Here is a 15,610-nt window from a genome sequence, read left to right as displayed (position 1 = left end):
GATAGAAAAAACGAACGTATCCAATATAACACGAATCAGCAGATTAGAAAAGTGAAAATCGTATGATGGAGAAAGTGGCGAAAAACGCCGTCGAATCAACGTTTCGCTTTGATATTACCAAATGTAAAACAAGGTATCTTTCTAGAAATAAAGGAATAAAATGGTACATCGAGAATTGTATGATAAAATATAAGGTATAGATAAAAAGAGGTGAAATGATGGATTTTTCCCATATTGTGTCTGAAGATAAAATTAAGCGCGCCATCAAAGACGGGGACTTTCAAAACCTCCCGGGAATGGGGAAGCCGCTGCCGAAGGATGACGCGGCACACTTGCCGGAATCGCTGCGCATGGGCTATCGTATTTTGAAAAACGCGGGAATGGCAGAGGACGAGGGCGCGCTCAAAAAAGAGCTTATGACCATCGACCATTTAATCGAAAAGTGCTATGACGAAAAAGAACGCGAGCAATTAATCAGAAAAAAATCTGAAAAGCAATTGCTGCTTGATAAGCTTGTCGACAAAAAAGGCATGTTTTCAAAGCCAGCATCCGCTTTTTATAAGAATAAAGTATATGACCGGCTTGGACGAAACAGACCTTCTTCCAGCTGATTTGTCTTGTCTGCAGGATGGCGATTGATAAAAGCCATCCTTTTTATGTTCCAAGTTCTATGTCAAAAGGTTTATGTTTTTCCATCTATGGGAAATGACCCATAAACGAAAAAAGGGTGATGGGATGGAACGACTATTGGTATGGATAGAGCATATATCTGATTGGCTGTGGGGTCCGCCGCTAATCATCCTGCTGACGGGGACGGGGTTGTATTTCACTATTTTGCTGAAAGGTTTTCAATTTCGCTATCCTTTATACATTTTCAAACAGACAATCGGCAGCGTAGGAAAAAAGCCGAAGGGAGAGGGCACAGTCACACCGCTTCAGGCATTGACCTCAGCCCTCAGTTCAACGATCGGTGCAGCGAACATTGTCGGTGTGCCCGCCGCTATTATGTTTGGAGGACCAGGAGCGGTTTTTTGGATGTGGCTTATTGCCTTATTTGCCATGGCGATTAAGTTTTCTGAAAGTGTTCTTGCTGTTCATTACAGAGAAAAAAATGAGCAGGGTGAATACGTCGGGGGACCGATGTATTACATAACAAAAGGGCTGCGCATGAAATGGCTCGGCGTATTCTTCTCTGTTGCGCTGATTGTGGAGCTGATCCCCAGCATTATGGTTCAGGGAAATTCGGTTTCAGTCTCGCTTGCCGAAACGTTTTCTTTCAATAAAATATACGCAGGAATCGGAATTGCATTTTTGATTGGGTTAGTGGTGATAGGAGGGGTAAAGCGGATCGGAAAAGTAACAGAGTTTGTCGTGCCTCTTATGGCAGGGGCATACGCGGGTGCCGGTCTCCTGATTGTTCTCATGAATCTATCATCAGTGCCGGCGTTTTTCTCTCTCGTCTTTTCAAATGCGTTTACCTCTTCTTCAGCAGTTGGAGGGTTCGCAGGTGCTGCGTTGGCGGAAACCGTTCGCTGGGGATTTGCCCGCGGGCTTTATTCTAATGAAGCCGGAATGGGAACAGCCCCGATTGCACATGCGGCAGCAATGACTGATCATCCTGTTCGGCAAGGGTTTTGGTCTGTGATCGGCATTGTCATTGACACCTTGATCATCTGCACGACCACCGCTTTTGTCGTTCTTGCATCTGGTGTCTGGACAGGGAAGAACGCCTCAATTGACCCGGCAGCACTGACGACGGCTGCATTTCAGCATTATTTCGGTTCTGGCGGAGGGTACTTCGTTTCGGTTTCCCTAGTCTTCTTTGTCGTATCAACCATTATGGTTGTCATTTTTTACGGCGTAAAGCAAGCTGAATTTCTGTTCGGGCGGCTGGCAGGACACGTAATCAAATTCGTTTATTTAGCGGCTATTATCATTGGTGCCGCAGGCGGAGCAAAAGCCATTTGGGGCTTTTTGGACTTAGCATTGGCTTTTATTCTCGTTCCAAATGTGATTGCGCTGTTGTTATTGAGCAGAAAGGTAAAAGCGCTGTACACCGAATTCTTTACATCGGAACAGTACTACCTGAAAGATATAAGAAAAACAAAACAGAATCCTGTTTATCAAACAAAAGAAGCTAAAAATTCCTAGTGTTTAGCTTTGGCGCCGAACAACGCTTTGCTTTTTATGATCAAATAAATGAGTAAAGGCAGCAAAAGAGAAATCACTACATTAATGATTGGTTTGATTCTGTTAAAGTCGATTAGCTGATTTGTATTTAAAAAGAACCAAAAGCCGCATACGACTGAGAACATGCCGGTTGGTGTATACATGGCTTTCGGGTCGATTTTTGAGTGTAAAAACGAAAGGCCGTATACCACGATATATAGGGAACCTGCTATCTTCACCATAATGACCGGAATCCAAAAGGCCGCGATGATCAGGTCTGAGCGATCCAGAAAATCCGTAATGCGGATCTGCCTGATGACCATATAAGCAGGATCAAAGAAAGTAGATGTCAGGTTGGGACCAAAGACAGAAATTGAAGAAAATAACATCACGGCCAGCAATAAAGCGCCCAACAGTATCGCGAAAATGGTGTATTTTAGCGGGACACTCCGGTTTGAGAAGAGAAGCGGAAGGATAATCAATTCCCCCATTGTCCCAAACGCGTAATAGCCTGATTGAAGGTATGGGATTAGACCTTCAAAAACAGGCGTCAAGTTTTGAAGCTCAATTTGTGTGGCCAGCGTAAATGGAAGGAACAAGACCAGGATGCCGAATGGAAATAGGAATATCTGCGCCATTCTGGTCAATGTTTCTTTTCCCTCTCTGGCAATACAGATCGCCACAAAGATAATAACACCGCCAAGAACAGCCATTGGTGTTCTCGGGAGAAATAAAATGTTAATCAAATTGATGAAAAAACGTAAATCATGAGCATTGATTAACAGGAAATACAAAGAAAACAGTAAAATGATAATCCGGCCTGCGATTGGTGAGGAATCGCTCAGCAGCTCATAGATATTTTTATCCTGATGCTTTTTCATCAGCCTATGCATGAGCCAGAGTGCCGGAATCACGATGACAACGCCGAGGATGTAGCTGTGCCAGGCATTTTGTTTTGCTGATTCGATCATGAGAATCGGAGCATGCTTTAATCCGACCGCTAACGTATACAGAGCTCCGAAAAATAATCCTTGGTATGCAGAGGTCTTGTCCATAAAGCACATCCTTTCTGTCATGTTCAAAACGGAATATATTTAAACAGGTGCCCCAGCCGCGGAAGCAGGGGATTCACTCTCATATAAATCCATAGAAAAGCACTTCCTGTAATCAGCAGGCTGAAGGCCCATTTTGTTAGATTGTTAGCGGAACGAAAATTCTTCCATTCATATGCGTATATGGCAATGCACACAATCAATGTCTGTACGATATAGCTGATCATGCTGACGCACCTCCATTAATGGCTGATCGTTTTGTATAGGACACCGCCCTGCTCAATCGTCACAATTGGGACGACGTGAACCTCCATATCCTTGTATACCTCTTCCCATTCCTTTTTCAGCAGATTCTTCGTGGTTGCCGTGCTTCTAATAGTCCGGTCTTGAAAGCCGGCCGGGTCCGCCTTTAGCTTTTGCAAACGATGAACGGTGCTGGTCACGTCCTTCTTTATGGTTCTGTTTAGTGCTTTTTGAATGATGTAATACTGGTCATTTTCTCTCGTCTCATAGGTTGATTGGTTTTCCATAATAATTCCTTTAGCTCTGATCTCGATTGTCATTGACAGCTTTCCGTTTTTTTCAGCGGCATGAAAGGATGCATTGGACTTTTGAAGCTGAATGGATGCTTGCCCCATTTGATTCGGCAGGTCTACTATGAATTCTGGCTGGCGGGCTTGATTCAGCAACATCAGGGCTGCTGTCATGTGTTCATCTTTGAAAATATCCATCAATCTGTCCTTTTTAAAGATCGCAAGCCCGTCAATTTTCAAATTAGATTTGCCTTTCCCTCCAGGTTTTGTTTTAGATGCAGAGATGACTGGTGCATACGGATCACTGCCTATTTCTACTAGATCAGACATGAATCTGCTTAAGAAAACGGGGCGGCTCGTTGCGATAATGGCCAGCTCCCGAATCATTTCCGCCGGAAACTGTTCAAGCTGAACATCGGTGTTTAAAATGTCCCGAGCTTCTCCCCGGCTGACTAAAATGAGCGCCGTTAATCTGTTCTGCGGATTTCGCGTTAAAATATCAAAGACTGGGGCAACGCCGTCTCTCGCCATATTCTCTCCAATAATGACTGTACGTCTGTGGGACGTATTGATTGTCCGTGACAAGGAGGTTTGCAGCTTGTTGTTCGCTTCTCTGATCGTAGTGCCGGAAGCTGAATCAACATACCATGTTTTTGAACCGGCAGTTCCGCCGCCGCCCCCTGTTTGTCCGCCTAATTGACCGACCAAGGGAATCTGCATGGCCACTCGATACTGATCTTTTTTCTTATCAATGGCTGAGCTGACAACAAATGCAATGTCATTGATTTCTGTCCGGTCCCAGCACCCCGTTAGAAGGATACAAATGAGAAGCGGCAAAACACACTTATATATTGTTTTCTTCATCTTTTGGGTCCTCTCTTTTCGCTCCCTTCTGTCCGTTGCCGCGCGAATACGTGCCCGGCCTTCTGGTCATCGTCCACCAAGGCGCCCTGACAAAAATATCTTTTACTTCATCTCGTTTAAACGGAGAAATCCCGGATAAATAAGGAATGCCGAAAGATTGCAGCTTGCATAAATGAAGCACTAAGATAATCGTGCCGAGCATAATGCCGAAAATCCCGAAAATACTCGCCAAAAACATAAGCGGGAAACGAAGCATCCTGATGGAGATAGCTAAGTTAAATCGCGGAATTGTAAATGACGCGATCCCTGTTAACGATACGATGATCACCATGGGGGCAGACACAATTCCCGCTTCAACAGCGGCTGTCCCAATGACAAGGGCCCCGAGAATACTGACGGTCTGGCCGATGGTTTTCGGCAGGCGCACTCCCGCCTCACGGAGAGCCTCAAAAGAAATTTCCATAATCAATGCTTCTATGATGGCGGGGAAAGGAATCGGTTCACGCGCAGAGGCCACACTGAACATTAAGTTTGTCGGCATTAAGTCCTGATGGTATGTAATAACGGCAACATAAATAGCCGGCAAATATAAAGCAACGAATAAAAACATATAGCGAAGCCAGCGGATTAAGTTAGACATCAAATAACGCTCATAGTAATCTTCACTGGCCTGCATAAGCTGCCAAAACGTAATCGGGCCTGTTAAGACAAAGGGCGTATTATCTGTGAAAATGGCAAATCGGCCTTCGAGAAGCTGGGCGGCGACGGTGTCCGGCCTTTCTGTGTATTGCAGCTGGGGGAATGGTGAGTACGTGTCGTCTTCGATAAACTCTTCAATATATCCGCTTTCTAAGACAGCATCAATCTTAATCTTTTTGATTCTTTTTTTTACTTTGTCAATGACCTTTGGATCGGCAAGCCCGTCAATATAGGCCAAGACAACATCGGTTTTGGTTTTGGTACCAATTTTAAACGAGATCATTTTAAGCTGAAACGTTTTGACGCGAAAGCGCACAAGAGCGGTATTGACCCTGAGGCTTTCAGTGAAGCCCTCTCTTGACCCTCTGATGGTCGATTCTGTTATCGGCTCTTCAATGCTTCTTCTTTGTCCGCCTTTTATATTTAAGATCAGGCCTTTTGAGTGCCCGTCGGCAAATAAAACCGCGTTCCCCTCAATGATGGATGCAGCCACTTTGCTCATACTCGTTTCTATTGCAACACTTGAAATGGATAGAGTATTTTGCAGCGCCGCTTCATGTTCATCTATTTGATCCGTCAAATGCATTAAGAAAGGGCGGAGGGCGTGATCCTGAATATGTTCAGATTTTACAATTCCTTCGACATAAACAATAAATCCGCACAGCCCGTTTCCAAAGTCAAATTGTCTAAATACGATGTCTGAGCAGCCTTCTGTTAATAAGGTCAGATTATCGAGGTTTTCCTTCAAATCAGGAGAGATCGGTCTGTCCTGATTGTCTTCAAGCTCTTTGATGAGCTGAAGCGCTTTGTCGCGTTTATTCATAGAGGCTCACCCTGCTTTTTAATGTCACAATAAGTGCTTGTGACTTTTAGGGTAACCTTGTCTGTTTCATATATTCCAGACTAGGATGAAAGCGCTATAAAAAAGTGTTGACTACCTGTATATACAGGAATACAATATGATTATAAGTTGTATATACAAGTTATAAAAACGGTTACGGAGGGGTTGGCATGGGGGAACTGAACAAATCGGCACGTCAGATTGTCGAAGCAGTCGGCGGTGCTGAAAATATTGCAGCGGCAACTCATTGTGTTACACGTTTGCGTTTTGCTTTAATAGATGAAAGCAAGGTTGACCAAGAGATGCTTGATCAAATTGATGTGGTAAAGGGATCATTCTCGACAAACGGACAGTTTCAGGTCGTAATCGGCCAGGGAACTGTCAATAAAGTATATGCTGAACTGGTTAAGGAAACGGGGATTGGCGAGTCAACAAAGGATGAAGTGAAGAAGGCCTCAGAAAAAAATATGAATCCATTGCAGCGTGCCGTGAAAACGCTTGCAGATATTTTTATTCCAATATTGCCTGCGATTGTCACGGCGGGTCTTTTAATGGGGATCAATAACATTTTAACGGCGGAAGGCATTTTCTTCAGCACAAAATCGATTGTGCAGGTTTATCCGCAGTGGGCGGATCTTGCTAATATGATTAACCTGATTGCAGGCACGGCCTTTACGTTTTTGCCTGCGTTAATCGGATGGTCTGCCGTCAAGCGGTTCGGCGGCAATCCGCTTCTCGGCATTGTGCTCGGGGTTATGCTCGTGCATCCTGATTTGCTGAATGCGTGGGGATATGGCGCTGCAGAACAAAGCGGAGAGATCCCGGTATGGAATCTATTCGGTCTAGAGGTGCAGAAAGTCGGCTATCAGGGCCAGGTGCTCCCAATTTTGCTTGCTTCTTATATGCTGGCGAAGATTGAGGTATTTTTAACAAAACGCACACCTGAGGGCATACAGCTGCTCGTTGTCGCACCAATTACGCTTCTCTTAACAGGATTTGCCTCTTTTATCATTATCGGCCCGATTACATTTGCGATCGGTAATGTACTGACTTCAGGGCTTATCTCGGTGTTCGGTTCTTTTGCCGCAGTGGGCGGTCTGTTATATGGCGGTTTCTACTCAGCGCTCGTGATTACCGGTATGCACCACACGTTTCTTGCAGTCGACCTGCAGCTCATCGGTTCAAAGCTCGGCGGCACCTTTTTATGGCCGATGCTGGCGCTTTCTAATATCGCACAAGGTTCGGCGGCTCTGGCCATGATGTTTATCGTGAAGGATGAGAAACAAAAAGGCCTCTCCCTCACATCAGGGATTTCTGCTTATCTTGGCATTACAGAGCCTGCCATCTTTGGGGTGAATCTGCGATACAGATTCCCGTTTATCATTGCAATGGTCAGCTCTGGCCTGGCCGGAATGTATATTTCTTCTCAAGGTGTGCTGGCAAGCTCCGTCGGTGTCGGCGGTGTGCCGGGGATTTTCTCAATCATGAGCCAGTACTGGGGCGCGTTTGCAATCGGGATGGCTATTGTATTAATCGTGCCGTTTGCCGGAACATACGCGTATGCGAGATTCAAACATAAATAACAAATGGGGAGCGGGACGTGTTGAACGTTCCCTTTTCCCGTTTTCAATTTAAATATGGTGGTGGAAACAGATGAAAACAGAACAAACGCCATGGTGGAAAAAAGCTGTGGTTTATCAAATTTATCCGAAAAGCTTTAACGATACGACAGGAAATGGTGTCGGCGATCTGAACGGCATTATTGAAAAGCTTGATTACTTAAAAACACTTCAGGTGGATGTGCTTTGGCTGACACCGATTTATGATTCTCCTCAGCATGATAATGGGTACGATATTCGTGATTATTACTCGATTTATCCTGAATATGGTACGATGGAGGATTTTGAGCGGCTAGTGTCCGAAGCACATAAAAGAGACCTGAAAGTCGTCATGGACCTTGTTGTCAATCATACGTCAACAGAGCACAAATGGTTTCGCGAGGCGATCTCTTCAATAGACAGCCCGTACCGTGATTTTTATATATGGAAAGACCCGCAGGAAAACGGTTCTGTTCCGACGAACTGGGAATCGAAATTCGGCGGCTCGGCATGGGAGCTTGACGAAGCATCAGGCCAATACTATTTGCATCTGTTTGATGTGACGCAGGCTGATTTGAATTGGGAAAATGAAGAGGTCAGAAAGCATGTCTATGACATGATGCATTTTTGGTTTGAAAAGGGAATAGACGGCTTTAGGCTTGATGTCATCAACCTGATTTCTAAAGATCAGCGCTTTCCGAATGCGGAGGAAGGCGACGGCCGCTCTTTTTACACTGATGGGCCGCGGGTGCACGAATTTCTGCATGAAATGAACGAAAAGGTGTTTTCGCATTACGACAGCATGACGGTCGGTGAGATGTCTTCAACAACCGTAGACCACTGTATCCGGTATACGAATCCTGACAATAAAGAACTTGATATGACATTCAGCTTCCATCATCTCAAGGTTGACTATCCAAACGGCGAAAAATGGGCCTTGGCGCCGTTTGACTTTTTGAAGCTGAAGGAGATCCTATCCGACTGGCAAACGGGGATGCACGCAGGAGGGGGATGGAACGCTCTGTTCTGGTGCAATCATGATCAGCCGCGCGTTGTATCAAGATATGGAGATGATGGCGCATATAGGGTGAAATCGGCGAAAATGCTTGCTACGGCCATTCATATGATGCAGGGCACGCCTTATATTTATCAGGGCGAGGAGCTGGGGATGACGAATCCGAAGTTTACTGACATCAGCTCCTATCGGGATGTCGAATCGCTGAACATGTATCACGCCTTTAAGGACAAAGGAATGGCTGATCAAGAGATCACAGCCATTTTACAGGCGAAATCCCGTGACAATTCCAGAACCCCCGTTCAGTGGGATGCTACGGAGAATGGCGGTTTTACAACGGGCACACCGTGGATACCGGTTGCCGGAAATTATCGGGAAATCAATGCTGAAGCGGCGCTAAGAGATCAAAATTCGGTGTTTTACCATTATCAAAAATTGATTCGGATTCGCAAAATGTATGACATTGTGACAGAGGGAACGTATGAGTTAATTGCAAAGGATGATCCGAACATTTTTGCGTATCTCAGACACGGCAGCAATGAAAAGCTGCTCGTGATCAATAATTTTTACGGGACAGAGGCGGCCTTTACACTGCCGGACTCTTTAGCGCACGACGAATGGAAGGCAGAGGTGCTGTTGACGAACGATGAAGAAAGGGAAGGGCTTCAGAACATGACGCTTCGCCCGTATGAGTCCATTGTTTATCGTTTAACAAAACCGTGTTAAACTAAGCTGGGTGGTCCATAATGAAGGTGAATAAATTCATCACAATTTATAAAGACATCGCACAGCAAATTGAAGGCGGCCGATGGAAAGCGGAGGAGATTCTTCCGTCTGAACATGAGTTGACCGCACAGTACGGTACATCAAGAGAAACGGTCCGAAAGGCGCTTCATATGCTCGCGCAAAACGGTTATATCCAGAAAATCAGGGGAAAAGGCTCCGTCGTGCTCAATCGTGAAAAAATGCAGTTTCCCGTTTCGGGCCTTGTCAGCTTCAAGGAGCTCGCGCAAACGCTTGGCAAAGAAACGAAAACAACTGTACACAAATTCGGGCTGGAGCCTCCGTCAGAGCTGATCCAAAAACAGCTCCGGGCCAATCTGGATGACGACATCTGGGAAGTCATCAGGTCTAGAAAGATTGACGGGGAACATGTGATTTTGGACAAGGATTACTTTTTCAGAAAGCATGTCCCTCACCTGACGAAAGAAATTTGTGAAAACTCCATATATGAATATATAGAAGGAGAGCTCGGTCTTTCGATCAGTTACGCCCAAAAAGAAATTGTCGCCGAGCCGTGTACGGACGAGGACAGAGAGCTGCTCGATTTACGCGGCTATGACCATATGGTCGTGGTGAGAAACTACGTCTTTTTGGAGGATACCAGTTTGTTTCAATATACGGAAAGCAGACACCGTCTCGACAAATTCCGATTTGTTGATTTTGCGCGGCGGGGGAAATGAGAGAGGCGCCTGCCTGCGGCAGCGCGCTTTTTTGTTTGGTATCAAAATTGATACTATCCAACAAAAATGTGCGTACTTTTACTTTTTATCATAATGGCTACAATAGAGATGAGAGTAACCTAAAGGAGAGGTGTTTTACATGGCAGATCTAAAGAAACAAATTCTGGATGCATACAATTTCAGGCATGCGACTAAGGAATTTGACCCGAATAAAAAAGTGTCAGACAGCGATTTTGAATTTATTTTAGAAACAGGAAGACTGTCTCCGAGCTCACTCGGCCTTGAGCCTTGGAAATTTGTCGTCGTCCAAAATCCGGAATTCCGCGAGAAGCTTCGTGAATACACATGGGGCGCGCAAAAGCAGCTGCCGACCGCAAGCCATTTCGTCCTGATTCTTGCGCGTACAGCGAAGGATATCAAATATAATGCGGACTACATCAAACGTCATTTAAAAGAAGTAAAACAAATGCCTCAAGACGTATACGAAGGCTATTTAAGCAAAACAGAAGAATTCCAGAAAAACGATTTGCATTTGCTTGAAAGTGACAGAACATTGTTTGACTGGGCATCAAAACAAACCTATATCGCGCTTGGCAACATGATGACTGCCGCTGCGCAAATCGGTGTTGATTCCTGCCCGATCGAAGGCTTCCAGTACGATCACATTCACCGTATTCTTGAAGAAGAAGGCCTTCTGGAAAACGGAAGCTTTGATATTTCTGTGATGGTGGCATTTGGCTACCGAGTGAGAGACCCTCGTCCGAAAACAAGATCTGCTGTTGAAGATGTTGTGAAGTGGGTTTAAATAAAGAAAGCTGCTCGCTTAGCGAGCAGCTCTTTTTTATGCCTGATTCGCTCTATTCTGTTTTCTCCTCTGATGTAAGTACATTGCGGTGCCGAGTGCGCTGATCAGAAATCCGGCCAACAGGATCGAGTACATGGATGTGGCTGTGTCCGGAAGCAGGCCGCCAGCCGGACCGTCTGTTCCTGATCCGCCCGAACCGTTTCCTCCAGAGCCGTTAGTCGGTTGTGTGCCGGGAGGCGTATCATTTCCTCCGTTTCCGTCAGTTGGCTGTTTTCCGCCTGGTTTGTCGGGGCCGCCGCCATGATTGCCGTCATCACCGCCTGTCGGTTGATCTGACGGGAATGCAGGCGGTTTGTTGTTCTCTCCGGAATTTAAGATCGTGTATTCGCTGAAGTGGTTTGTATATCCTGTCACCATATCATCGTCAACTGATCCGTGATCTGTCTTTATGAAAGCTTTCTTTTTCCTGTCGACATGATAAATGGCAGGGTTATGGGCTTCTTCAATATCAAACATGCGAAGCGAAAGCTGAACGGGCTCCTTGAATGATTTTATTTCTTTTCCTTTTTGCTTCACTGTAAAGTCATATACATCTGCCAGTGACACATCCAATTCTCCCGTCGACTTGATTCCGATTGCAGTGTCTGCTGATTTAAGGTTCGCCATTGGCATCTTCATGCTGTACCAGTAGTTGAACACCGTCAATGAAGGATCTGATTCTCTTTCTTTCAAAAGTTTGACCTGATCTTTTTTCATTTTAAGATTGATAGGCTTCTCTTGAGATCCTTCATGTGTTCCATAATAGACAAACGGCGTGTTGGCATTTTTAGCGTAAATCGCAAATTTGTCTTCATCAAGTGTCCAGCTGCCGTCCTCCTGCTTTGTCGGCAGGAATACTTCTTTGATCCGTCCTTCAAGCTTAGGAGAGACCTTGTTTCCTAGTTTTTTCAGCTGTTCGGTGAAAATCTCATAATCAACGTAGCCAAGGTCTTCACCATGGGAGGCTTCTGTAAAGACAGAATATCCGTCTCCTCCGGCACCGACAAAATTATTTGTTGCCACGCGGTAGGTATCATCCGTATTTATAGCAACTTTGTCTCCGTTAGGCGATTCAATTTTCACTTCTAACACACGGTGTCCAGGTTTGTTGTTTAATGTAAAGGTATATTCGATTCCGGCCACCTGAGGGAAAGCGCCGCCGCCATTTTCCACATTGCTTAAGCCTTGTTCAAGGGCCTCTTTAATTTGTTTTCCGGTTAAATCGGCCACGTAAAGCGTATTGCCGAACGGCATCACGTTGAGCACCTCGCCGAGTGTGATATCCCCTTTGTCAATGCCGGCTCTGATGCCGCCGCCATTTGTTATCGCTATTCTGGCACCGGCTGCTTCTTTCGCTTTTGCCAGCATACCGTCCGCAATGAAGTTTCCGAGATTTGTTTCCTTCGTGCGCACATGCTCACGCTGGCCGTCAAGCGCCACATCCGTATAGCCGACTTTTTCATTTTTCACGTCTTCTAATTCACTTTTGAACTGATCAAGCTCTTGTTTTGCTTCTGCGTTTTCTTCTGTATGCTCATCAATTGGCAGCACGCTCAGATTTGATTTGTCTGTTTGCACAACGCCGTTTTCATCAAATGCGACATCAACGCGCCCCAAGAATTGGCCGTATTCTTTTGCCTGCGCCACGATCGTCGGTTCTTCGTTGTGTACGACCTCCATTTTGTCTACGAGGGTGTGAGTGTGTCCGCCGATGATCAAGTCAATGCCTTTTACTTTTTTGGCTAGCTCAAGATCCCGGTTATGACCGATGTGGGTTAAAGCAATAATTTTATTTACCTGTCCTTCTTCCTGAATCGCTTTGACGGTGTTTTGTGCTGTTTCAAAGGCATCATTGAATACGATGCTTTTGCCCGGGCTTGATGTGGTGGCCGTATCTTCCGTTGTCAGGCCGAATACGGCGACTTTCTCCCCGTCAACGTCTAACAGAATGTAAGGATGGATGCCGGCCTCTTTCTTTTCACCTGCGGTAAAGGTTTGCGGCTTTTTGACAAATGATTTCAGCTTGGGCTCATTTGACACATCTACGTTTGCACTGACAATCGGAAATTCCGGTGCTTCAAAGTGATAGCGGTTCGCCGGATCAACGGTTGCGCTGTTTCCGCTTAGAAAATCAGAAAGCACTGTCGGGCCTTTGTCAAATTCATGGTTCCCGAAGGTCATGGCGTCATAGCCCATCATGTTCATCATTTTCAGATCGGCCAATCCGTTCCATTTTGTAAAATACAGATCGCCGGAAAACACATCTCCCGCATCAAGGAGAATGTTGTGATTTGTTTCGCTGCGTACTTCGTTGATTTTCGTCATTCGTCTCGCTGCATCATCGAGATGTGCGTGCGTATCATTGGTGTGCATGACGGTCAGATCCCACAGTCCGTCTTTAGGAGGATCTGGATTTGAATCATCATCGAATTGCAGCTTATACACACCATAGCCTTCATTCGCAGACTTGCCTACATAAGCGACGTCGTCTGCTTTATCGGCAAATGGCTTGGCCAAAAGCGAGGATTCAAACGTCAGATTCGTGCCGGAAACAGGCGCGATTGACCAGTTGTTGTCTGCCTTTGGATTGACTGTTTTTTGTTCAATAATGTAATCCATCAGCACCTGCCTATTTTCAACTGCAGAGCCGTGGACAATTTTATCGCTTGTCAGATGAGGGAACCCGCCGCCTCCGGACGCACGATAGTTATTGGTGACTACGAGAAATTCCTGGCTTGGGCTGATCGGCTTGCCTTCATAGGAAAGGTTGATGATCCGGGATGAATCCGCATTGATCACTTTTCCGTTCTCATTGTATTTAGCCGGTTTTGTCACATCGACCTGATATGTGACACCGTCAATCACGTCAAAATTATAGGAGCGGAAATTCTCGTTCAGCAAGGCCTGATCGCCGCCTTTGGCTGGATCAATTTGGTTGAATTGGCCTGCTGACATCTCCAGCCAGTCCTTGACCTCGCTGCCTGTCAGCTTGACGATTTGAACAGTATTATCGTAAAGATACAAGTCACCGACATTTTTAATCGCAAGATCTCCGGCTGGAATGTTTGTATAGTAATTGGCTCCGTTTCTGCCGCCTGCTTTAAACGGCGCTCCAGCGGATAAAATCGGCAGGTTCTTGTACTCGGTATCCTTCATTTCTTTTTTGGCATACCATTTTTGCGCGTCAGTCACGATCTGAATGGAAGGATCATCTTTGACCTGTGCAAAGAAGCTGTTAATATCTGCTTCGGTTTTGCCGACTGGCTTTCGGACATACTCCAGTGTGTTTTGGTGTGTTTGCTGAATGGTGTTTGTAACGGTTTCGTTTCTTGATGTGACGTTGCCGGCAATGGATTCAATACTTCCTTTGGAATCTGCTACCTTCCATGAGCCGTCCGCCTTTTCAAGCTTAAGGTCAATCACGCCTAAATATTTGCCCCAGCTGCTTGGCATGACGACAGGAATGCCGTTAATTGTTCCCTTTTCCACATCGAACTGAGCAACACCCGCATACTCGGCGGAAGGAAAGAGTCCGTGCTGATGGCCCGAGATAATCGCGTCAATGCCTTTCGTTTTGGTGGCAAGGTCAAACACGGCGTTTTCTGCACCTGTTGATTGTGACTGCTTTTCAATGCCGGTGTGGGCGAGGGCAATAATGACATCTGCGCCTTCCGCCTTCATTTTCGGGATCGTTTCATTGGCGGATTCTACGATATCCTGCACCTGCACCTGCCCCTCGAGATTCTTTTTGTCCCATGTCATGATTTGCGGCGGGACAAAGCCTATGTAGCCGACTTTTACTTTTTGCTCATTACCGTTTTCATCAATGAGGGTTTTTTCATTAATCACATACGGCGTATAACGGTTTTCACCGCTAGTTGTTTTGACGTTGGCATTTACAATCGGGAAATCGGCTCCTTTGATTGTGCCGTCGAGAAAGTCGAGCCCGTAGTTGAATTCATGATTGCCAAGCGTTCCGGCGTCGTATTTCAGCGCATTCATGACGCTGATAATCGGATGGGTTTTCGTGCCGGAGATAATGTCGTCTTTTTGATATTTCACCGCGTATTCACCCAGCGGATTCCCTTGAATCAAGTCGCCGTTATCCACAAGCAGAGTGTTAGGGTTTTGCTCGCGGTGCTTTTGGATCAATTGCGCTGTTCTCGCCAGACCGAAATCCGCCGTTTCTTTGTCGCTGTAGTAATCGTAATCCATCATGTTGGCATGAATATCAGTCGTAGCCAAAATACTCAGATGCACCTGAGGAGCCGCGCTTTCTTCTGCATGAATGGGTGGTGTTGGGAGGATTAGGCTAAGTATCATAATTGGGGGCAAAAGAATACGGAGAATGTTTCCGACGTGTGTTCGTCTTTTCTGTATTCTCACCAGTTCTCCACCTTTCAACGAAATTTGTGTTACAGCTCCTATTGTAAGAATATTTTGTAACTATTTGTAGGTGTTTCTTTATGATTATTGTAAAAGGGAGAAAAATGAGTACTATGTAGCAGCTTCAAGCGACAAATACTGGGTAT

Annotated in this window: 12 protein-coding genes; 7 read left to right on the top strand and 5 right to left on the bottom strand. The window is 45.6% G+C overall.

What is annotated here, in order from left to right:
• Positions 1-62: 62 nt before the first annotated feature.
• The 3 genes from ACQVGT_RS16560 to ACQVGT_RS16550 all read left to right on the top strand — a co-directional run bounded on the left by ACQVGT_RS16560 (position 63) and on the right by ACQVGT_RS16550 (position 2,151).
• A complete protein-coding gene (locus tag ACQVGT_RS16560; RefSeq protein ID WP_072557053.1) occupies positions 63-200 on the top strand; it encodes a hypothetical protein in 138 nt (45 codons plus the stop codon).
• Between the two features lie 18 nt (positions 201-218).
• The gene (locus ACQVGT_RS16555; RefSeq protein WP_003233692.1) at positions 219-611 is read left to right on the top strand and encodes a DnaJ family domain-containing protein; all 393 of its coding nucleotides are present in this window, start codon (positions 219-221) and stop codon (positions 609-611) included.
• Between the two features lie 124 nt (positions 612-735).
• The gene (locus tag ACQVGT_RS16550) at positions 736-2,151 is read left to right on the top strand and encodes an alanine/glycine:cation symporter family protein (RefSeq protein ID WP_015252561.1); all 1,416 of its coding nucleotides are present in this window, start codon (positions 736-738) and stop codon (positions 2,149-2,151) included.
• Here the strand turns inward: ACQVGT_RS16550 and ACQVGT_RS16545 are convergent.
• From ACQVGT_RS16545 to ACQVGT_RS16530, 4 genes are read right to left on the bottom strand one after another with little or no spacing between them, the layout of a single operon-like run.
• Complete coding sequence (locus ACQVGT_RS16545; RefSeq protein WP_015383092.1) at positions 2,148-3,224, bottom strand: endospore germination permease; 1,077 nt, start codon at positions 3,222-3,224, stop codon at positions 2,148-2,150. The two genes, ACQVGT_RS16550 and ACQVGT_RS16545, sit on opposite strands and share 4 nt — an antisense overlap.
• Before the next feature lie 23 nt (positions 3,225-3,247).
• The gene (locus ACQVGT_RS16540) at positions 3,248-3,448 is read right to left on the bottom strand and encodes a hypothetical protein (protein WP_015383093.1); all 201 of its coding nucleotides are present in this window, start codon (positions 3,446-3,448) and stop codon (positions 3,248-3,250) included.
• 15 nt (positions 3,449-3,463) lie between these two features.
• On the bottom strand, positions 3,464-4,618 hold the full coding sequence (locus ACQVGT_RS16535) for a Ger(x)C family spore germination protein (protein WP_015482949.1): 1,155 nt from the start codon (positions 4,616-4,618) through the stop codon (positions 3,464-3,466).
• The gene (locus tag ACQVGT_RS16530) at positions 4,599-6,140 is read right to left on the bottom strand and encodes a spore germination protein (protein ID WP_015383095.1); all 1,542 of its coding nucleotides are present in this window, start codon (positions 6,138-6,140) and stop codon (positions 4,599-4,601) included. Before ACQVGT_RS16530 ends, ACQVGT_RS16535 begins: the two co-directional genes overlap by 20 nt.
• A 188-nt stretch (positions 6,141-6,328) precedes the next feature.
• Between ACQVGT_RS16530 and treP the strand changes: the two genes are divergently transcribed.
• The 4 genes from treP (at position 6,329) to ACQVGT_RS16510 (ending at position 11,039) form a co-directional block, all read left to right on the top strand.
• A complete protein-coding gene (gene treP / locus ACQVGT_RS16525; RefSeq protein ID WP_015383096.1) occupies positions 6,329-7,741 on the top strand; it encodes a PTS system trehalose-specific EIIBC component in 1,413 nt (470 codons plus the stop codon).
• A gap of 70 nt (positions 7,742-7,811) precedes the next feature.
• Positions 7,812-9,497 (top strand): alpha,alpha-phosphotrehalase, encoded by a 1,686-nt coding sequence (treC, locus tag ACQVGT_RS16520; protein WP_015482951.1) that lies wholly within the window; start codon positions 7,812-7,814, stop codon positions 9,495-9,497.
• 20 nt (positions 9,498-9,517) lie between these two features.
• Complete coding sequence (treR, locus tag ACQVGT_RS16515; protein WP_003233679.1) at positions 9,518-10,234, top strand: trehalose operon repressor; 717 nt, start codon at positions 9,518-9,520, stop codon at positions 10,232-10,234.
• 139 nt (positions 10,235-10,373) lie between these two features.
• Entirely contained in the window at positions 10,374-11,039 is a 666-nt protein-coding gene (locus ACQVGT_RS16510; protein WP_014476144.1) for an NAD(P)H-dependent oxidoreductase, read from the top strand.
• Positions 11,040-11,075: 36 nt separating this feature from the next.
• Here the strand turns inward: ACQVGT_RS16510 and ACQVGT_RS16505 are convergent, their stop codons facing one another.
• A complete protein-coding gene (locus ACQVGT_RS16505) occupies positions 11,076-15,464 on the bottom strand; it encodes a multifunctional 2',3'-cyclic-nucleotide 2'-phosphodiesterase/3'-nucleotidase/5'-nucleotidase (protein WP_080109030.1) in 4,389 nt (1,462 codons plus the stop codon).
• Positions 15,465-15,610: the final 146 nt, after the last annotated feature.

Source organism: Bacillus sp. SCT118 (assembly GCF_058566435.1).
Note: the sequence above shows the minus strand (reverse complement) of the source record. Positions and strands in the feature narration are given on the sequence as shown.